General features: G+C 63.0%; 16 protein-coding genes. 9 read left to right on the top strand and 7 right to left on the bottom strand.

What is annotated here, in order from left to right; genetic code table 11:
• Positions 1 to 25 precede the first annotated feature (25 nt).
• From tig to SIDU_RS05340, 5 genes are all read left to right on the top strand, one after another.
• Positions 26 to 1,630: a trigger factor gene (gene tig / locus SIDU_RS05320; RefSeq protein WP_007685065.1), complete on the top strand. Its 1,605-nt coding sequence runs from the start codon at positions 26 to 28 to the stop codon at positions 1,628 to 1,630.
• A gap of 243 nt (positions 1,631 to 1,873) precedes the next feature.
• Positions 1,874 to 2,851 (top strand): glycosyltransferase family 2 protein, encoded by a 978-nt coding sequence (locus tag SIDU_RS05325; RefSeq protein WP_007685067.1) that lies wholly within the window; start codon positions 1,874 to 1,876, stop codon positions 2,849 to 2,851.
• A gap of 113 nt (positions 2,852 to 2,964) precedes the next feature.
• Positions 2,965 to 3,600, top strand: a complete 636-nt coding sequence (gene clpP / locus SIDU_RS05330) for an ATP-dependent Clp endopeptidase proteolytic subunit ClpP (protein ID WP_007685070.1) — start codon at positions 2,965 to 2,967, stop codon at positions 3,598 to 3,600.
• 134 nt (positions 3,601 to 3,734) lie between these two features.
• Positions 3,735 to 5,003 (top strand): ATP-dependent Clp protease ATP-binding subunit ClpX, encoded by a 1,269-nt coding sequence (clpX, locus tag SIDU_RS05335; protein WP_007685071.1) that lies wholly within the window; start codon positions 3,735 to 3,737, stop codon positions 5,001 to 5,003.
• A gap of 361 nt (positions 5,004 to 5,364) precedes the next feature.
• Entirely contained in the window at positions 5,365 to 7,941 is a 2,577-nt protein-coding gene (locus tag SIDU_RS05340) for a TonB-dependent receptor (RefSeq protein WP_007685072.1), read from the top strand.
• Between the two features lie 54 nt (positions 7,942 to 7,995).
• On the opposite strand, the gene mtgA is transcribed toward SIDU_RS05340, so the two are convergent.
• From mtgA to SIDU_RS05355, 3 genes are all read right to left on the bottom strand, one after another.
• A complete protein-coding gene (mtgA, locus tag SIDU_RS05345; RefSeq protein WP_013040244.1) occupies positions 7,996 to 8,694 on the bottom strand; it encodes a monofunctional biosynthetic peptidoglycan transglycosylase in 699 nt (232 codons plus the stop codon).
• 150 nt (positions 8,695 to 8,844) lie between these two features.
• Complete coding sequence (gene rpoH / locus SIDU_RS05350) at positions 8,845 to 9,759, bottom strand: RNA polymerase sigma factor RpoH (RefSeq protein WP_007685074.1); 915 nt, start codon at positions 9,757 to 9,759, stop codon at positions 8,845 to 8,847.
• Between the two features lie 75 nt (positions 9,760 to 9,834).
• Positions 9,835 to 10,797: an RluA family pseudouridine synthase gene (locus SIDU_RS05355; RefSeq protein WP_007685075.1), complete on the bottom strand. Its 963-nt coding sequence runs from the start codon at positions 10,795 to 10,797 to the stop codon at positions 9,835 to 9,837.
• Between the two features lie 17 nt (positions 10,798 to 10,814).
• On the opposite strand from SIDU_RS05355, the gene SIDU_RS05360 reads away from it, so the two are divergent.
• Together SIDU_RS05360 and SIDU_RS05365 are read left to right on the top strand one after the other, a co-directional pair.
• Positions 10,815 to 11,216, top strand: a complete 402-nt coding sequence (locus tag SIDU_RS05360; RefSeq protein WP_007685076.1) for a M67 family metallopeptidase — start codon at positions 10,815 to 10,817, stop codon at positions 11,214 to 11,216.
• A gap of 81 nt (positions 11,217 to 11,297) precedes the next feature.
• Positions 11,298 to 11,951: a histidine phosphotransferase family protein gene (locus SIDU_RS05365; protein WP_007685077.1), complete on the top strand. Its 654-nt coding sequence runs from the start codon at positions 11,298 to 11,300 to the stop codon at positions 11,949 to 11,951.
• On the opposite strand, the gene SIDU_RS05370 is transcribed toward SIDU_RS05365, so the two are convergent.
• From SIDU_RS05370 to map, 4 genes are all read right to left on the bottom strand, one after another.
• Positions 11,948 to 13,000, bottom strand: a complete 1,053-nt coding sequence (locus SIDU_RS05370; RefSeq protein WP_007685078.1) for an NAD(P)H-dependent flavin oxidoreductase — start codon at positions 12,998 to 13,000, stop codon at positions 11,948 to 11,950. The genes SIDU_RS05365 and SIDU_RS05370 overlap by 4 nt on opposite strands.
• A gap of 163 nt (positions 13,001 to 13,163) precedes the next feature.
• Positions 13,164 to 14,576, bottom strand: coding sequence for a type I glutamate--ammonia ligase (glnA, locus tag SIDU_RS05375; protein WP_007685079.1), 1,413 nt, complete (start codon positions 14,574 to 14,576; stop codon positions 13,164 to 13,166).
• Positions 14,577 to 14,688: 112 nt separating this feature from the next.
• On the bottom strand, positions 14,689 to 15,027 hold the full coding sequence (locus SIDU_RS05380) for a P-II family nitrogen regulator (RefSeq protein ID WP_007685085.1): 339 nt from the start codon (positions 15,025 to 15,027) through the stop codon (positions 14,689 to 14,691).
• Positions 15,028 to 15,269: 242 nt separating this feature from the next.
• Positions 15,270 to 16,100 (bottom strand): type I methionyl aminopeptidase, encoded by an 831-nt coding sequence (gene map / locus SIDU_RS05385; protein WP_007685087.1) that lies wholly within the window; start codon positions 16,098 to 16,100, stop codon positions 15,270 to 15,272.
• An 80-nt stretch (positions 16,101 to 16,180) separates the two neighbouring features.
• Between map and SIDU_RS05390 the strand changes: the two genes are divergently transcribed.
• Both SIDU_RS05390 and SIDU_RS05395 read left to right on the top strand, forming a co-directional pair.
• On the top strand, positions 16,181 to 16,942 hold the full coding sequence (locus SIDU_RS05390) for a competence/damage-inducible protein A (RefSeq protein ID WP_007685089.1): 762 nt from the start codon (positions 16,181 to 16,183) through the stop codon (positions 16,940 to 16,942).
• A 358-nt stretch (positions 16,943 to 17,300) separates the two neighbouring features.
• Entirely contained in the window at positions 17,301 to 18,644 is a 1,344-nt protein-coding gene (locus SIDU_RS05395; protein WP_007685645.1) for a UDP-glucose dehydrogenase family protein, read from the top strand.
• The last annotated feature ends 170 nt before the right edge of the window (positions 18,645 to 18,814 follow it).

The following is an 18,814-nucleotide window of genomic DNA, read 5'->3' on the forward strand; positions in this document are numbered from 1 at the left end:
TTTAAGAAAGCGTTTGAGAGAAGAGATGCAGACTGTCGAGACGTTGAACGAGGGCCTGAAGCGCGCCTATACCGTGACCATCACGTCGAAGGACATCGACGCCCGCGTGGAAAAGGAAGTCGCCGCCATCGCGCCGCAGGTGCGCATGCCCGGCTTCCGCCCCGGCAAGGTGCCGGCCAACCTCGTCAAGAAGATGCACGGCGAATCGTTGCAGCGCGATGCGCTCAACAACTCGATCCAGGACGGCATCCAGAAGCTGATCGCCGACAACAAGCTGCGTCCCGCCATGCAGCCCTCCGTCGAACTGGACGAGGGCTTCGAATTCGGCAAGGACGCCGAAGTGAAGGTCGAACTGGAAGTTCTGCCGGAGATCGCGGCGCCCAGCATCGAAGGGCTGAAGCTGGAGCGCCTGACCGTCGAGGTCGCCGACGCGCAGGTGGATGAAGCCGCGGGCCGCATCGCGACGCAGCAGGGCGCCCTTGAGGAGCATGCCGCAAGCCACAAGGCGAAGGACGGCGACACGCTGACCATCGATTTCGTGGGCAAGATCGACGGCGAGGCGTTCGAGGGCGGTTCGGCCGAGGACGTGAAGCTGAAGATCGGTTCGGGCCAGTTCATCCCCGGCTTCGAGGAGCAGTTGACCGGCGTCAAGAAGGGGGACGAGAAGACCATCACCGTCACCTTCCCGGAAGATTATAGCGCGGCGCACCTGGCGGGCAAGGAGGCGACCTTCGACATCACCGTCAAGGCGATCCTGGACGCCGACAAGCCCAAGCTGGACGATGATTTCGCCAAGTCGCTGGGCCTGGAAGGCCTGGACCAGCTCAAGGAACTGCTGAAGGGCCAGATCGAGCAGGAACATAATGGCCTGACCCGCACCTATATGAAGCGCAAGCTGCTCGACCAACTGGCGGCCGCGCATGATTTCGACGTGCCGCCGAGCATGGTGGAGGCCGAGTTCAACCAGATCTGGGCGCAGCTTCAGCATGAAGCCAGCCATGAGGAAGATCCCGAAGCGGCCCTCAAGGAGATGGAGGCGGAGAAGGAAGATTATCGCGCCATCGCCGTGCGCCGGGTCCGCCTGGGCCTGCTGCTTTCGGAAATCGGCCAGGCCCATGGCGTGGTCGTCAGCGACCAGGAAATGAACCGCCTGATCATGCAGGCGGCCCAGCAGTACAGCCCGCAGGATCGCGAGCGTTTCGTGCAATATGTGCGTCAGGATCCGATGGCCGCCGCGCAGCTTCGCGCCCCGCTTTATGAGGACAAGGTCGTCGACTTCCTGTTCGAAAAGGCGGAAATCACCGACCGCGCCGTCAGCCGCGAGGAACTGGAAGCGGCGATCGAGGCCGAGGATGGCGACCTGAAGCCGCATGTCCACGGTCCGGACTGCGATCATGACCATGATCATGATCATGGCGAGAAGCCCAAGGCGAAGAGGGCTGCTTCGAAGAAGAAGGCCGCCGACGCTGAGGAAGCGGCTGCTGCCGGCGAGGCCGAAGCCCCCGCCAAGAAGGCGCCGGCGAAGAAGGCCGCCAAGAAGGACGAGGCCGTGGCTGAGGAAGCGGTTGCCGAGGATAAGCCCAAGGCGAAGAAGGCTCCGGCCAAGAAGGCTGCCGCCAAGGCCGAATAAGGCCATCTCGGCCAGAATGGACAAGCGCCCGGCTTCGCGAGGAAGCCCGGGCGCTTTTCATTTCGGGCTCGGCGTGGCAGACAAAATGATGTCGTCTCGTCATTCCAGCGGCGATTGGGCAAGTCGCGAGGTGCTCCTGCGAAGGCGTGGGCCTGGTTCACCCGTCTGAGCTGCGCTCCTGCCTTCGATGGAGCGCGGCAGTTTTCCGGGACGACGCAAGGGGTGGAAAAGGTTTTGGGGTCGATGAAGGAATTTCCGGCGGTGGAAAGCGGGGAGGGGATTGCAAGCCCGCGGATCGCGGTCATCCTGCCTTGCTATAACGAGGCGGAAGCGATCGTGCGGACGGTGGAGGATTTCCGCCGCGCATTGCCGTCGGCCGAAATCTACGTGTTCGACAACAACAGCAGCGACGCCAGCCGCGAACTGGCGGCGGGCGCGGGGGCGATTGTCCGCCGGGTCGCGCAGCAGGGAAAAGGCCATGTCGTTCGCCGCATGTTCGCGGATGTGGATGCGGACATCTACATCATGGCCGATGGGGACGCGACCTATGAAGCCGCCGCCGCGCCGAAGATGGTCGCGGCGATGCTGGAGGACAATCTCGACATGGTCGTGGGCGCAAGGCGCAGCGAGATCGAGGAGGCCTATCGGCGCGGCCATCGCTTCGGCAACTGGGCGCTCACCGGCCTGTTGAAGCAGCTTTTCGGACGCAGCTTCACCGATATTCTGTCGGGTTACCGCGTCTTTTCCCGACGGTTCGTCAAGAGCTTCCCCGTCCTGTCCGCCGGTTTCGAGATCGAGACGGAGATCAGCGTCCACGCTCTGGAACTCGCCATGCCGGTGGCGGAGGTCGTCACCGCCTATGGTGCGCGGCCCGAAGGGTCGGTGAGCAAGCTCAGCACCTATCGCGACGGCTGGCGCATCCTGCGCACGATCCTCACGCTCTATCGCATCGAGCGGCCGATCCTGTTCTTCGGGATCATCGCGGCGCTGCTTGCGGCGACGGGGCTCGTGCTGGCGGCGCCGCTGATCGTCACCTATATGAAGACGGGGCTTGTGCCGCGCTTCCCGACCGCCATATTGGTGACCGGCCTCATGATCCTCGCCACGCTTTCGGGCATGTGCGGCCTTATACTGGATACCGTGGTGCGCGGGCGGCGGGAGGTTCGCCGGCTTGCCTATCTCGCCTTCAAGGCGCCTTCCGACTTCGCCCGGCGCGACTGATCGCGCTTCGTTCGGCCGGGCAAACCGACCGCGTTTCACGCGACCCCTTGAACAGTCCGCTTTTTGTGCCGATGTAGAGAACGGGCAAAAGCAACACACCCTGAAAGAGCAAAATGACCGATATCATGTCCGATCCCATGGCCGCTCTGGTCCCCATCGTCATCGAACAGTCGAACCGGGGCGAGCGCAGCTTTGACATCTATTCGCGCCTGCTGCGGGAGCGGATCATCTTCGTGACCGGCCAGGTGGAGGATCATATGGCCTCCCTGATCGTCGCCCAGCTGCTGTTCCTTGAATCGGAAAATCCGAAGAAGGACATCTGGATGTACATCAACTCGCCCGGCGGAGTGGTGACGTCGGGCATGGCGATCCACGACACGATGAAATATATCCGCCCGCAGGTCGGCACCGTCTGCATCGGCCAGGCCGCCTCCATGGGCAGCTTCCTGCTCGCGGCGGGCGAGCCGGGCAAGCGCATCGCGCTCAGCAACGCCCGCATCATGGTGCACCAGCCGTCGGGCGGCGCGCAGGGCATGGCGTCGGACATCGAGATCCAGGCCAAGGAAATCCTGCGCATCCGCAGCCGCCTCAACAACCTCTACGTCCAATATACCGGGCGCTCGCTGGAGGAAGTGGAGCGCGCCATGGACCGCGACACCTTCCTGGAGGCGGAGGAAGCCAAGGCGTTCGGCCTGGTCGACGAAGTGTTCGACCGTCGGCCGGCCATGGCGGAAACCCCTGAGGGCTAAAACCTATGTTTACCGCGCGCGCCCTTTTCTCCCCTTGTGAAACGGGCGCGTCGCGGTCTAGGATGATCCCAGGACCAGAATATCCCTCGGCATTGGCGGCTGTTCGCCTCTAAAGAGGGAAGAGAGATTGGCGAATGACTAAGCTTACGGGCTCCGATTCTAAAAGCACGCTTTACTGCTCCTTCTGCGGCAAGTCGCAGCATGAGGTGCGTAAGCTGATCGCGGGGCCGACCGTGTTCATCTGCGACGAATGCGTGGAACTGTGCAACGACATCATCCGGGAGGAGACCAAGGGCGGTCTCGTCGGCAAGAAGGATGGCGGCGTGCCGACCCCGCAGGAAATCTGCGATGTGCTGGACGATTATGTGATCGGCCAGAACCGGGCGAAGCGCGTCCTGTCGGTGGCGGTCCACAACCATTACAAGCGCCTCAACCACGGCACCAAGCCGGGCGAGGTGGAACTGGCCAAGTCGAATATCCTGCTGGTCGGCCCCACCGGCTGCGGCAAGACGCTGCTGGCGCAGACGCTGGCCAAGACGTTCGACGTGCCCTTCACCATGGCTGACGCGACCACGCTGACCGAGGCGGGGTATGTGGGCGAGGATGTGGAGAACATCATCCTCAAGCTGCTCCAGGCGTCCGACTATAATGTCGAGAAGGCGCAGCGCGGCATCGTCTATATCGACGAGATCGACAAGATCAGCCGCAAGGCCGAGAACCCCTCGATCACGCGCGACGTGTCGGGCGAGGGCGTTCAGCAGGCGCTGCTGAAGCTGATGGAAGGGACCACCGCCTCGGTTCCGCCGCAGGGCGGGCGCAAGCATCCGCAGCAGGAATTCCTCCAGGTCGACACGACCAACATCCTGTTCATCTGCGGCGGCGCCTTTGCGGGACTGGAAAAGATCATCGGCGACCGGCTGGAGGCGAAGTCCATCGGCTTCGGCGCCCATGTCGCCGCGCCCGAGGAGCGCAAGACGGGCGAATTGCTGCGTCAGAGCGAGCCGGAGGATCTGCTGAAATTCGGCCTGATCCCCGAGTTTGTCGGTCGCCTGCCGGTGATCGCGACGCTGGAGGATCTGGACGTGGCCGCGCTGGTGAAGATCCTGGTCGAGCCGAAAAATGCGCTGGTGAAGCAATATGCCAAGCTGTTCGACATGGAGAATGTCGAACTCAGCTTCACCGACGATGCGCTCACTGCGATTGCCAAGAAGGCGATCGAGCGCAAGACCGGCGCGCGCGGGCTGCGGTCGATCCTGGAGGCGATCCTGCTCGACACCATGTTCGACCTGCCTTCGATGGAGGGTGTGGGCGAAGTGGTGGTCGACAAGGATGTGGTCGCCGGCAGCAAGGAGCCGATTCGCGTGTTCAGTGAAAAGGACAAGAGAGCCGAAGACGCGGCCTGATGTAACGCGCCGCAACAGCATGAATCGGGAAAGGGCCAGCGAATTTCGCTGGCCTTTTTCGTGTCTTAAGAGCGCTTCGGTAAAAATTCTTGCTGCGTTGCAAAATTGCACCACTGTCTAACAGTGCGGGCAAGTCGACATAAAATACATATAAATCAATAGATTATAGGCTCTTGGCAGCGCCCCCTTTGCATCATCTCTATGCTGCATGAGCGGTCGTCACGTGAATGCTGTTATATTGTAGTAAAATTGCAATCAGAGCATCACAGGCCCGTCGCCATCGGCCGCCACAGGCGGCGTCAGCTCCACAGAGCAAAATAGAGCAGGCGCGACGCGCCAAACTTTCAAAGGGACCAAATCAATGAAACAGTTTCTGATGTGCAGCGCCGCGCTCATTGCCGTGGCCGCACCGGCCGCAGCTTTCGCCCAGTCGACCGGCTCGATTGACTTTGAAAATGAAATCATCGTGACCGGCGCAACCACGCCCAAAGGGCTGGCGGGCGTTGAATTGCCCGAAACCAGCAAGGCTCGCGGCGTTCTGAACCAGGAAATCATCGAACGGCAGATTCCGGGGCAATCCGTCAACGACATCATCAACCTGCTGCCGGGCGTCAGTTTCCAGAACAACGATCCCTTCGGCTCGGCTGGCGGCACCATGTATATTCGCGGCTTCGACAACACTCGAATTTCGCAGACCTTCGACGGCGTTCCGTTGAACGATTCCGGCGGCTATTCGATCTATTCCAGCCAGCAACTCGATTCCGAACTGATCGAGCAAGTTAACGTCAATCTCGGCACGACCGATGTCGACAGCCCCACTGCTGCGGCAACCGGCTCGACGGTCAATTACCGCACCCGCAATCCCACCGATGATTTCAGCGCGAAGATCGTGGGCTCCGCTGGCGATTTCTCCTTCTTCCGCATGTTCGGGTCGGTCGATACCGGCGTATTCACGCCCTGGGGCACCAAGGCTTTCTTCGCCGCCAGCAAGGCAACGAACGATACCATCTTCAATAATCGCGGTGAAATCAGCAAGCAGCAATATAATGCCAAAATCTATCAACCCATTGGCGATAATGGCGATTTCATCTCCATCGCGGCGCATTATAACGAAGCCTATAACAACCGTTTCGGTTCGGTGACATTCCGCAACGACGGCGCGGGGGCCGTGCCCAGCCGGTTCCCGAACAATCGCGACGAGCGCGATTATGTGATACCTTATTGCACGACGCAGATGCCCGCGATTACGGGTGTTGCCGATGCCGCGACCAGTTGCGGTTCGACCTTCGACGAGCGCGTCAATCCCTCGAAGACCGGAAATATCCGCATCAATTCGCGCTTCACGCTGGCCGATGATCTGATCCTGACCGTCGATCCCAGTTTCCAATATGTGCGTGCCAATGGCGGCGGCACGGCTACCGCGCGCGAGGGATTTCGCGACATAAATCCAGGCAGCGGCGTCACCAATGCAGTCGGCTATCTGGGGGGCAGCCCTTATTTCGGTTATGACGTCAACGGGGATGGCGATCTGCTGGACTCGATCCGCGTGCTCGCGCCCAGCGAAACCAATACGCGCCGCTACGGCCTGATCGCCTCCCTGCGCTATAATTTCTCAGAGGATCAGTCGATCCGTGTCGCCTACAGCCTTGATTATGCGCGGCATCGCCAGACCGGCGAGATTGAGTTCCTGCGCAATGATGGCCAACCGCTCCATGCCTTTCCTCAGGAGGGCAATCCGCTCAGGGATGCGACGGGTTCGGTCCTGCAGAAGCGTGATCGTTTCTCAAAGGCGATCCTGCATCAGATCGCCGGAGAATATCGCGGCAAGTTCGACGCGCTGACCGTAACGGCCGGCGTGCGCGCGCCTTTCTTCAAACGCGACCTCAATAATTACTGCGCGACGTCGAGCGCTACGGGCTTCGTGGAATGTTTCGGCACGAACAGCGCGGGCGCGGCGCAATATGCGGCGCTCAATCCGACCATCCAGGGACCGCAGCGGCGGGTGTTCAAATATGACAAGATCCTGCCCAACATCGGCCTGACCTATGACGTGACCGATGCAATTGGCCTTTTCGGCAATTATTCGAAGGGCTTGCAGGTTCCAGGCACCGACAATCTGTACAACAGCTTCTTCTTTGCGCCCGATACGGCATCGGCCAAGCCGTCGCCCGAAACCACGGACAATTTCGACCTGGGCGTGCGCTATCGCAGCAGCAAGGTTCAAGCGCAGCTATCGCTCTGGTACACCATCTATCAGAACCGGCTGGCGTCCGCCTATGATCCGGAAACGGATCGCACATTGTACCGTAATCTGGGCCGCGTCGACAAATATGGCATCGACGGCAGCCTGTCTTACCGTCCAATCCCGGAACTGGTCCTCTATGCTTTCGGCTCCTACCTGAAGTCGAAGATCAAGGATGACGTGCTGTATGGCGAATGCACGTCCGGCAATGTTTCGGGGGGCGTTGCGGGCTGCGCTGCAGTTGGCGACCCGATTTATGCACAGACCAGCGGTAAGCGGGAATCAGGCGCACCCGTCTATACTATCGGCGGTCGCGCGCAGGCGACCCTGGGGCCGGTGGAACTGGGCGTGCAGGTGAAGCGCACCGGGCCGCGTTATGTCAACGACCTCAACCGTCCGTTCACCTTGGGCGGCACCATCATCGGCGGCGTGGCGGTCAGCGGCGGCGCGCAGGTTATGGATGCCAAGGCGCCGGCCTATACGCTGGTCGATCTGGATGCGCGTCTTAGCCTTGCTCCACTGGGAATGGGCGACAAGACCTATCTGCAGTTGAATGTCAGCAATGTGTTCGACAAGCTCTATTATGGCGGCTTTGACGGACGCCTTGACGCCGGCTTCGCTGCGGCCAGCAACCTGCCTTTCGTGCAGATCGGCTCCCCGCGGACGTTCATCGGTTCGGTGGTGTTCGCTTTTTAAGCAGCCATTCTGGTAGCGGAGAAGGAAAGGGCGCGGAGAAATCCGTGCCCTTTCTCATTTCAGGCAGCTGTCCAGCCCGTCGCGCTGGACTATGCCGATGCGGGTGGCGATGCTGTTGCCGTAGCGGCGGGTGAAGCCGTGCGGATCGATCGCCGCGCGTTTCTTGGGCAGGGGCAGAACGGCGGCCAGACGGGCGGCTTCGGCGCGGGTCAGGCGCTGGGCGCCATGGCGGAAATAGCGGATCGCGCCGGCCTGCGCGCCATAGGTGCCGATGCCGGTTTCCGCGACGTTGAGATAAACCTCCATGATCCGCCGCTTGCCCCAGATCGCTTCGATCAGCAGCGTGAACCAGGCCTCCAGCCCCTTGCGGACAAAGCCGCCGCCCTGGAACAGGAAAACATTTTTCGCTGTTTGCTGGCTGATGGTCGATCCGCCCCGGATGCGGCCGCCGCTGGCATTGTGGCGCATCGCCTGGGCGATGGCGACCGCGTCGAAGCCGTGATGGCTGCAAAAGCGGCTATCCTCCGCCGCGATGGCGGCGCGCGCCATGTCCGGGTCCATCCTGTCCAGGCTCATCCAATCCTTGGTTATGCCGTTGGGGTCCAGCAGCATCGTCCACGTCACCGGCGGCGGCACGAAGCGATAGATCACCACCATCAGCAGCGACAGGGCGACGAAGCCGCCGACGATTTTGAGAAATATCCCGATCCATCGGGAGCGGCGGCGAGGGGCGGCGGACTTGGCGTTCATCATTCCGTGGTAGCGCGGTTGCGCGGCGGTTCAAGATGGGAGCCTATGCTTCGTCATTCGGGCCTCCGCTGGAATGACGAGTGGGAAAGGGCGAGCGGATACAAAAAAGCCCCGGATTTTACTCCGGGGCTCCTTTGCGTTCCGCAAATCCGATCAGACGGCGGCGAGGCGGGAAATCTTGCCCAGCCTGTCGCCCGCAATCCGCATCATCGCCTTTTGCAGCTTCTCGAAGGCGCGGACCTCGATCTGACGGACGCGTTCGCGGCTGACGCCATAGACCTGCGAGAGTTCCTCCAGCGTCTTGGGTTCTTCTGCCAGGCGGCGTTCCGCCAGGATATGCTTCTCGCGATCGTTGAGGTCGTCCATCGCCTCCACCAGCATGTCGTGGCGCAGTTCGCTTTCCTGCCGGTCGGCGACGCGTTCGTCCTGCAATGGATCGCTATCGGCCAGCCAATCCTGCCACTGGCCCTCGCCATCCTCGCGCATCGGCACGTTGAGCGACGTGTCGCCGCCCATCGCCATGCGGCGGTTCATGGAGATCACGTCCTCCTCCGTGACGCCCAGATCGGTGGCGATCTTCTTGACGTCGTCGGGGTGCAGGTCGCCATCCTCGAAGGCTTCGATATTGTTCTTCATCCGGCGCAGGTTGAAGAACAGCTTTTTCTGCGCGGCGGTGGTGCCCATCTTCACAAGGCTCCAGGACCGCAGGATGAATTCCTGGATAGAGGCGCGAATCCACCACATCGCATAGGTCGCCAGACGGAAGCCGCGATCCGGCTCGAACTTCTTGACGCCCTGCATCAGCCCGATATTGCCTTCGCTGATCAGCTCGCTGACCGGCAGGCCATAGCCGCGATAGCCCATGGCGATCTTCGCGACCAGTCGCAGGTGCGAGGTCACGAGCTGCGCCGCAGCTTCCGAATCCTGATGTTCGGCATAGCGCTTCGCGAGCATATATTCCTGCTCGGGCGTCAAAATCGGAAATTTGCGGATTTCCGACAGATAGCGGTTGAGGCTGGCTTCACCGCCCAGCGCCGGAACCGCGGGGACATTGCTCTTGTCAGCCATGTCGTCACCTTTCCCTTTCATGCGCGGCGGGACCCAGAAGAGGCGTCCAAGGCGCCGTCGCAAACTTGTCCAAAACTATACGTGAAGCTCGCTTAACAGTTCCTGCATATCGGCAGGGAGTTTGCTGTCGAAGCTGAGCGCCTCACCCGTTACCGGATGTATGAACCCCAGCCTCTTCGCATGCAATGCCTGCCTGTTGAAACCCAGCGTTTCCAGTATCGATTTGAAACCTTTTCTCTCTCTACCGTAAACCGGGTCTCCGATCAAGGGGTGTCCCAGATGCGCCATATGGACGCGGACCTGATGCGTCCGCCCGGTTTCCAGCCTGCATTCCACCATGGCCGCGCCGCGCAGCCTTTCCATTGTCCGGTAATGCGTCACGGCATGTTTGCCCCGCCCTTCCCGATGAACCGCCATCTTCTTTCGATCGGCGTCGGATCGGCCGATCCAACTGTCGACCGTGCCGGCCGCCGGTTGCGGCACGCCATAGACGATGGCGGCATAGAGCCGGTCGATCGAATGCGCCTTGAACTGCTGCGCCAGCCCTTCATGCGCGCGGTCGGACTTTGCGACGACCAGCAGGCCAGAAGTATCCTTGTCGATGCGATGAACGATGCCGGGGCGCGCCACGCCGCCGATTCCGGAGAGTCGGCCCTGGCAATGATGGAGCAGCGCATTGACCAGCGTCCCGTCCAGATTGCCCGCCGCCGGGTGGACGACCAGGCCCGCGGGCTTGTCGATGACGATCAGGTCCGCGTCCTCATGGACGATGGCCAGGGGGATGTCCTGCGCCACGGCCTCCGCCTCCATCGGCGGGGGCAGGACGATGGCGAAGGCCTGCCCTGCGGCGACCTTCATGGAGGGATTGGGGGATCGGCCGGCATGGGCGGGGCGGCCTGTCACCTGGCCTTCCGCGATCAGCGCCTTCAGCCGTTCGCGCGACAGGTCGGGAACCAGCTCGGCAAGCGCCTTGTCGAGGCGCATGCCGTCCTGCGCCTCGCCGATTGTCGCTTCAATGATGGAAACCCCCGAAACCATTGGGTAGGAAGGTAGGAATGAGGGTTTCGATTTCAAGGGGTCTGCTGGAACAAATCATGTCCGAAGCGGCGGCCGACCGGCATGAGGTCTGCGGCTTGCTTCTGGGGGAGGCGGGACGGATCGAAGCGGTTCGGCCCGCCGCCAATGTCGCGCCCGATCCGGCACGCCATTTCGAACTGGACCCCGCGGTGCTGATCGCGGCCCATCGCGATGCGCGGGCGGGCGGGGCGCGGATCGTCGGTCATTATCATTCGCACCCCGGTGGCCTGGCCGTGCCGTCCGAAACCGACGCGGCCTGGGCAGCGCCCGACGGCGGCCTATGGCTGATCGTCGGGGGAGAGGCGGCCCGCCTGTGGGTGGCCGAGCCGGGGCAGGACGGACGGGTGCAATTTGTCGAGGCTTTGCTCGACATCATGTGAGGGAGGGTTGCATCGCGCGGCGGGGCAGCGCATTAGCCGTTCATTCCTTCCTGTTCATTTTTGCGGCGGCAGCGAACCTTCATGACCAATCCGATCGACAGCATCGATTTTGCCAGCCTGCTCTGCTCGCGCCTGTGCCATGACCTTCTCAGTCCGGTCGGCGCGCTCAACAACGGGCTTGAGCTGATGGCGGACGAGACGGACCCGGAAATGCGGCAACGCTGCCTTGACCTGCTGGCGGACAGCGCCAAGACGTCCGCGAACAAGCTGAAATTCTTTCGCCTGGCCTTCGGTTCGGCGGGCGGCTTCGGCGATGCCGTGCCGACCCATGAGGCGCGGGTGGCGATAGAGGGCATGTTCGCGGCTTCGGGCCGGGTGAAGATTGGCTGGCTGGTCGAGGACGACATGCTGGAAAAACTGCCGGTCAAGGTGCTGCTGAACCTGGCGCTGATCGCGGGCGATGCGCTGGTGCGGGGCGGTCAGCTTGACATCGGGGCGGAGAAGCGGCCAGGCGTGACGGAGATCGTCGTGCGGGCGGAAGGGCCGAAGCTGGTGCTCGACCCTGACCTGCGGGCCGCGCTGGCGGGGACTTTGCCGCCGGAGGGGCTGGCTTCGCGAACGTCGGCGGCGTGGATGGTGCGCACCCTGGTGACGAGCGTCGGCGGCGAGATCGCGCTATCGCCTGCCGGCGAGCCGATATTGCTGTTCGGGGCGTCCATTCCGGAGGCGCGTTAAGCGCTTTCCCGCATTTCCCTCGCCAGAAGGCGGATAAGGTCGGCGGCGGGCATGGCGCGAGCCAGCGGCGCGCCCTGGCCGGCCCATTGCGCGCCGAAGCCGCCTTCGCCCTTGGCCTTCGCCGCGGCGTTGAGCGCTTTGCCGGCATCATAGGCGATCGGATAGGCGGGCGGCAGCAACGCGGCTTCGGCGTCCCAGGCGGTGAAGCGATTGGCAAGGCAGCGGGCCGGGCGGCCTGAAATGGCGCGCGTCATCACGGTATGATGGGCGCCGGGGCCCGCGAGGGCGGCGCGATAGGCTTCGTCGGCGCTGCTTTCCGTGCAGGCGATGAAGGCGGTGCCGAGCTGCGCTGCGACCGCGCCGAGCGCAAGAGCGGCGCGAACGCCTTGCCCATCCATGATGCCGCCCGCCGCGATCACAGGCAGTCCGCATTGGGCGACGAGCAGGCGGGTGAGGGCGAAGGTGCCGAGCTGGTCGTCAGGCGCCTCGGGATCGAAGGCGCCTCTATGGCCCCCTGCCTCATGGCCTTGCGCGACTATGGCGTCGACGCCTGCCTCCCGCGCGGCCCGCGCTTCGGCAGGATTGGTGGCGGTGGCGAGGAGAAGGCATCCGGCTTGCTTGAGTGCCGCGATGCGGGTTGGATCGGGCAGTCCGAAGTGGAAGCTGACGACCGGCGGCGCGAGTTCGACCAGGACGGCAAGCATCGCGTCGTCCTCGACGAAGCTGCGGTAGATTTCGTGAAGGGCGGCTGGGGGGCGGGCGTCATAGGCCTGGAACAGCGGCGTCAGCGTGGCCAGCCAGGCCGCTTCCCTGGCGGGGTCGCCACGGGCCGGCGCATGAGTGAAGAGATTGACGTTGAAGGGGCGGTCGGTCCGGGCGCGGACGGCTTCCATCATGGCGCGGGCGCCTGTCGCATCGGTCGCGCCTACGGCAATGGAGCCGAGCGCCCCGGCATTGGAGACGGCTGCCGCCATGGCGGGCGTGGAGACGCCGGCCATGGGCGCCTGGACGATGGGATGGGACAGGCCGAGCGACTCGATGATCGACATGGGACGATTGTCGGAGCTTTGCGGGAGGCGGGCAATGGGGAGGATTAGGACTGGATATCCGGCTTCCGCGTTCAGGTGGCGTTCCCGTCATCTCTATCGCCCGAAATGAAAAGAGCCCGGTCGCCAGTGCGACCGAGCCCCTTTCCCAACAGTCCCGAACGGATCAGGCGCTGTAGTACATGTCGAATTCGACCGGGGAGGGAGCCATTTCCCAGCGGTACACTTCGGGCCACTTGAGTTCGAGATAGGCCTCGATCTGGTCCTTCGTGAACACGTCGCCCTTCAGCAGGAAGTCGTGGTCGGCGGCCAGCGAGTTCAGCGCTTCACGCAGCGAACCGCAGACGGTCGGCACCTGGCTCAGTTCCTCCGGCGGCAGGTCATAGAGGTTCTTGTCCATCGCGGCGCCCGGATGGATCTTGTTCTCGATGCCGTCGAGGCCGGCCATCAGCAGCGCCGAATAGCACAGATAGGGGTTGGCCATCGCGTCGGGGAAGCGGAATTCCACGCGCTTCGCCTTGGCGCCCGCGCCATAGGGAATGCGGCAGGAGGCCGAGCGGTTGCGGGCCGAATAGGCCAGCAGGACCGGGGCTTCGAAGCCCGGCACCAGGCGCTTGTAGCTGTTGGTGGTCGGGTTGGTGAAGGCGTTGAGGGCCTTGGCGTGCTTGATGACGCCGCCGATGAAGTAGAGGCAGGTTTCGCTGAGACCCGCATAACCTTCGCCCGCGAACAGCGGCTTGCCGCCTTCCCAGATCGACATGTGGGTGTGCATGCCCGAACCATTGTCCTGCGCGATCGGCTTGGGCATGAAGGTCGCGGTCTTGCCATAGGCCTGGGCGACCATCTGCACGACATATTTGTAGATCTGCATGCGGTCGGCGGTCTGCACCAGCGTGCCGAAGGTCAGGCCCAGTTCGTGCTGCGCGGCGGCCACCTCATGGTGGTGCTTGTCGCAGGGCAGGCCCATTTCGAGCATGGTCGAAACCATCTCGGCGCGGATGTCGGTGCAGGGATCGACCGGCGCGACGGGGAAATAGCCGCCCTTGGCGCGAGGACGGTGGGCCAGGTTGCCGCCCTCATATTCCTTGCCGGTGTTGGTCGGCAGCTCGACATCGTCGATCTTGAAGAAGGACTCGTTATAGTCCGAATTGAAACGGACATCGTCGAACATGAAGAATTCGGCTTCCGGGCCGACATAGACGGTGTCGCCGAAACCGGCCGACTTGACGAAGGCCTCCGCGCGCTTCGCGGTCGAACGCGGGTCGCGGCTGTAGAGTTCGCCCGTGTCGGGTTCGACGATGTCGCAGAAGATGATCAGCATGGGCGTGGCGCTGAACGGATCGACATAGACGGCATCGAGGTCCGGCTTCAGGATCATGTCCGATTCGTTGATCGCCTTCCAACCTTCGATGGACGAACCGTCGAACATCAGGCCCTGGGTCAGTTCATCCTCGCCCAGCACCGAAGACACCATGGTCAGGTGCTGCCACTTGCCCTTGGGATCGGTGAAGCGGACATCGACCCATTCGATCTCCTTTTCCTCGATCATCTTCAGGATGTCTTTAGGCGTGTTAGCCATGTGAACCTTGCCCTTCTTTCATGATACCCCCCCGAAGGGGTAGGTTGATGTGGTCAGCCGCCAAGACTTTTGGAAATGATCCCCTGCAAGCCGGCGAGAAGTCGGTGGAAAATCAGATGGCGTCGCTGTCGCGCTCGCCCGTGCGGATGCGCACCGCGCCTTCGATGTTGGAAATGAAGATCTTGCCGTCGCCGATGCGGCCGGTCTGCGCGGCGGCAGAGATCGCCTCCACCACCCGTTCCGCGAGCGAATCGTCGACCACGACCTCCAGCTTCACCTTGGGCAGGAAGTCGACCACATATTCGGCGCCGCGATAAAGTTCGGTATGGCCCTTCTGGCGGCCGAAACCCTTGGCCTCCGTGACGGTGATGCCCGACACGCCGACTTCGTGAAGCGCTTCCTTCACTTCGTCGAGCTTGAACGGCTTGATGATCGCTTCGATCTTCTTCATCTCTAATTATCCCAACTCAAACGCGCGCCAGATGGCGGGTATGATCCCGCCTTTCGTCCTTCTCGAGTGACGATCACCATGCCCCCCGAAGGCACGCGTCGCCCCTCTTCCTAATCAATTACCGTGCCAAATAGCGAATCGCCAGGAACTGCTTTCCGCGATGCAGCAACTTTTGTCCATATTGCCCGGATTCCGGGCAGTATTATGAGGCGATGCCCATTTTTTAGGCATGGCCGCGATGATCAGCGCTGATAGGGCGGCGCGTCAAGGCCAGCGGGGCTTTTGGTGAAGATTTCGCAGCCTGTTTCGGTAATGCCGATGCTGTGTTCGAACTGCGCGGACAAGGTGCGGTCGCGGGTGACCGCCGTCCAGCCGTCCTCCAGCATCTTCACGCCGGGCTTGCCGATATTGATCATCGGTTCGATGGTGAAGAACATGCCTGGCTTGAGTTCCGGTCCCGTGCCGGGGCGGCCGACATGGACCACTTCCGGGCTGTCGTGGAACACGCGGCCCAGGCCATGGCCGCAGAAATCGCGCACGACGCCATAGCGGTGCTTTTCCGCGTGCCGCTGAATGGCATGGCCGATGTCGCCCAGCGTGTTGCCGGGCTTCGCCTGCTCTATGCCCAGCATCAGGCATTCATAGGTGACCTCGACCAGGCGGCGCGCCTTGATCGGGGCTTCGCCGCAAATATACATGCGGCTGCTGTCGCCGTGCCAGCCGTCGACCAGCGGCGTCACGTCGATATTCAATATGTCGCCTTCCTTGAGCTTCTGATCGCCGGGAATGCCGTGGCAGATGACATTGTTGAGCGAGATGCAGCAGCTATGCGTATAGCCGCGATAGCCCAGGGTCGCGGGCACGCCGCCGCCGTCCAGCGTCATGCGGCGGACGATGTCGTCCAACTCGCCGGTGGTGACGCCCGGAACCACATGGGGAACCAGGGCGTCCAGTATCTCCGCCGCCAGCCGCCCGGCCTTGCGCATGCCTTCGAAACCGGCCGCGTCATAGAGCTTGATCGCGGTCGAGCGGGAAATCGGCGCGTCCGCCGTCATCGTCATATATTCGGTCATGGACGTGATTATAGGCGGGGATGCCGCATAATGCGAGGGGGCGGCTAGGCAGGGGGCGCGGCAGAGGCTATGGCCAGCCCATGGCCGACCCGACCCGCATATGGACCGCAGCGCTGATCGTGATCGGCGACGAGATTCTTTCGGGCAGGACGCAGGACAGGAATGTGTCGCAGATTGCGACATGGCTGAACGTGCAGGGCATCCGCCTGCGCGAAGTCCGGGTGGTCGCGGACGACAGCGACGCCATCGCAGAAGCGGTGAACGCCCTTCGGGCGCGGAACGACTATCTGTTCACCACCGGCGGCATCGGGCCGACGCATGACGACATCACCGTGGACGCCATTGCCGCGGCGCTGGGCGTTGCCGTGGAAATCCACCCAGAAGCGCGGGCCATGCTCCTCGCCTATTACGAGACGCGGGGCGGCTTGACCGAGGCGCGGCTGCGCATGGCCCGCGCGCCTGCGGGATCGAGCCTGATCGAAAACCGCATGTCGGGCGCTCCTGGCCTGCGGCACGGCAATGTCTTCATCATGGCCGGCGTGCCGCATATCACCGCGGGAATGCTGGACAGCCTGACGGGAAAGCTGGAAGGCGGCCTCCCGGTGCTGTCAGCCACCATCGGTTGCTGGGTGGCGGAAAGCGAGATTGCGGACCTGCTCGGCGCGACGGAGCGGGCGCATGACGGGTGCCAGATCGGCAGCTATCCCTTCTTTCGCGAGGGGAAGACCGGCGCGAATTTCGTGATCCGCTCGGTCGATGCGGAGGCGCTGGATCGCTGCGTTGCGGATCTGAGCGCCGGACTGGAACGGGGCGGCTGGCCGGTGATGGCTGGAGGGATCTGAGACGGTCCCATCGATTGCGTCGGTGGGAACGGACATCGGTCCCCTGGTCGGACGGCCCGGTGAAGTGCCGGAGCTTTCGCAAAACTTCAGCCGCACGATGCTCTAAGCGCCTGATCCGCGCCCATATGTGTCCGTAGAGCGGCGGGCTGCGTTGCATCCATGCCGCGCAGGGCGGTATGCTGCGCTGCGTCAATCGCCGGCTGGTTCCGGCCAAGGGGCATCGGGCTCGCTCGCCCGGCGCCCAACCCATGATGAGGGATGAGGGTCCGTGCATCCGGGGTTTCCCGGAATGGATTCGCGCGTCCTTTCATGATCGGTTGGCTGTCGGTCGAAAGCCGTTTGAAGAAGGAGAATAGTGATGCGGATCGTTATGACCGGCTCTGGCTATGTCGGCCTGGTATCCGGCGCGTGTCTCGCGGATTTCGGCCATGATGTCATCTGCGTGGACAAGGATGCGCGCAAGATCGAGTTGTTGCAGGGCGGCGGCGTGCCGATCTACGAGCCCGGCCTTGCCGACCTGATCGCCCGCAACGTGAAGGCGGGGCGCCTGACATTCACCACCGACCTGGCCGGATCGGTCAGCCAGGCCGATGTGGTGTTCATCGCCGTCGGCACGCCCGCGCGGCGGGGCGACGGTCATGCCGACCTTAGCTATGTCTATGCCGCCGCGCAGGAGATCGCGTCCAACCTCAGCGGCTTCACCGTCATCGTCACCAAGTCCACCGTCCCGGTCGGCACGGGAGACGAGGTCGACCGCATCATCCGCGAAACCAATCCCGACGCGCAGTTCGCCGTCGCCTCCAACCCCGAATTCCTGCGCGAAGGCGCGGCCATCCAGGATTTCAAGCGGCCCGACCGCATCGTGGTCGGCATAGAGGACGAACGCGCCCGCCCGGTGATGGAGGAGGTTTATCGTCCCCTCTATCTCAACCAGGCGCCGATCCAGTTCACGGGCCGCCGGACCAGCGAACTGATCAAATATGCCGCCAACGCCTTCCTGGCGATGAAGATCACCTATATCAACGAGATGGCCGACCTGTGCGAGAATGTCGGCGCCGACGTCCAGCAGGTGGCGCGCGGCATCGGCCTGGATAATCGCATCGGTTCGAAATTCCTTCATGCCGGGCCGGGCTATGGCGGCTCCTGCTTCCCGAAGGACACGCTGGCGCTGGTCAAGACGGCGGAGGATGCTGGCGCGCCGATCCGCCTCATCGAAACCACCGTGGCCATCAACGAAAGCCGCAAGCGGGCCATGGCGCGAAAGGTGGTCGCGGTCTGCAACGGGTCGGTGCGCGGCAAGACGATCGCCGTGCTGGGCCTGACCTTCAAGCCCAATACCGACGACATGCGCGACGCGCCGTCGATCGCCATCATCCAGGCCCTGCAGGACGGCGGCGCGCAGGTGCGGGCCTATGATCCGGAGGGGATGGACGCCGCCCGCGCCATGATGAGCGGCGTGGAATTCTGCGACAATCCCTATGTCGCGGCGCAAGGAGCCGCCGCGGTCGTCATCGTCACGGAATGGGACGCGCTGCGGGCGCTCGATCTGCCGCGCCTCAAGGGGATCATGAGCGGCGATGGCCTGGTCGACCTGCGCAACATCTATCGCCCGGCCGATGCGGAGGTTGCCGGCTTCGTCTATGTCAGCGTGGGCCGCGGCGCCGCGCCGGAGATCGAGGAACTGGTGCAGGCGGCGGAGTAGGCCGCGACACAAATCCCATCTCGCGTGCGGGATGGGATTGAGCAGGGCGCTCCCGGCCTTGGTCGGGGGCGCCCTTTCATTTCCGGCGCGGTCCCCTTCGCGATCATATCGATTCTGAAAACATGGCCGGGTCGAGCCAGTTCCGGCGCGCCTTGCCACAACTCGTCGCA

Origin of the sequence: Sphingobium indicum B90A, from assembly GCF_000264945.2 — a bacterium.
Taxonomy (GTDB): domain Bacteria; phylum Pseudomonadota; class Alphaproteobacteria; order Sphingomonadales; family Sphingomonadaceae; genus Sphingobium; species Sphingobium indicum.

Excerpts from the sequence above, each read along its gene's own strand:
- SIDU_RS05340 (WP_007685072.1), top strand. The coding sequence starts at position 5,365 with ATGAAACAGTTTCTGATGTGCAGCGCCGCGCTCATTGCCGTGGCCGCA.
- SIDU_RS05365 (WP_007685077.1), top strand. The coding sequence starts at position 11,298 with ATGACCAATCCGATCGACAGCATCGATTTTGCCAGCCTGCTCTGCTCG.
- SIDU_RS05355 (WP_007685075.1), bottom strand. The coding sequence starts at position 10,797 with ATGGTTTCGGGGGTTTCCATCATTGAAGCGACAATCGGCGAGGCGCAG.
- mtgA (WP_013040244.1), bottom strand. The coding sequence starts at position 8,694 with ATGATGAACGCCAAGTCCGCCGCCCCTCGCCGCCGCTCCCGATGGATC.
- map (WP_007685087.1), bottom strand. The coding sequence starts at position 16,100 with ATGACCGAATATATGACGATGACGGCGGACGCGCCGATTTCCCGCTCG.
- rpoH (WP_007685074.1), bottom strand. The coding sequence starts at position 9,759 with ATGGCTGACAAGAGCAATGTCCCCGCGGTTCCGGCGCTGGGCGGTGAA.
- SIDU_RS05370 (WP_007685078.1), bottom strand. The coding sequence starts at position 13,000 with ATGTCGATCATCGAGTCGCTCGGCCTGTCCCATCCCATCGTCCAGGCG.
- clpP (WP_007685070.1), top strand. The coding sequence starts at position 2,965 with ATGACCGATATCATGTCCGATCCCATGGCCGCTCTGGTCCCCATCGTC.
- SIDU_RS05390 (WP_007685089.1), top strand. The coding sequence starts at position 16,181 with ATGGCCGACCCGACCCGCATATGGACCGCAGCGCTGATCGTGATCGGC.
- SIDU_RS05325 (WP_007685067.1), top strand. The coding sequence starts at position 1,874 with ATGAAGGAATTTCCGGCGGTGGAAAGCGGGGAGGGGATTGCAAGCCCG.
- SIDU_RS05395 (WP_007685645.1), top strand. The coding sequence starts at position 17,301 with ATGCGGATCGTTATGACCGGCTCTGGCTATGTCGGCCTGGTATCCGGC.
- clpX (WP_007685071.1), top strand. The coding sequence starts at position 3,735 with ATGACTAAGCTTACGGGCTCCGATTCTAAAAGCACGCTTTACTGCTCC.
- glnA (WP_007685079.1), bottom strand. The coding sequence starts at position 14,576 with ATGGCTAACACGCCTAAAGACATCCTGAAGATGATCGAGGAAAAGGAG.
- tig (WP_007685065.1), top strand. The coding sequence starts at position 26 with ATGCAGACTGTCGAGACGTTGAACGAGGGCCTGAAGCGCGCCTATACC.
- SIDU_RS05360 (WP_007685076.1), top strand. The coding sequence starts at position 10,815 with ATGAGGGTTTCGATTTCAAGGGGTCTGCTGGAACAAATCATGTCCGAA.
- SIDU_RS05380 (WP_007685085.1), bottom strand. The coding sequence starts at position 15,027 with ATGAAGAAGATCGAAGCGATCATCAAGCCGTTCAAGCTCGACGAAGTG.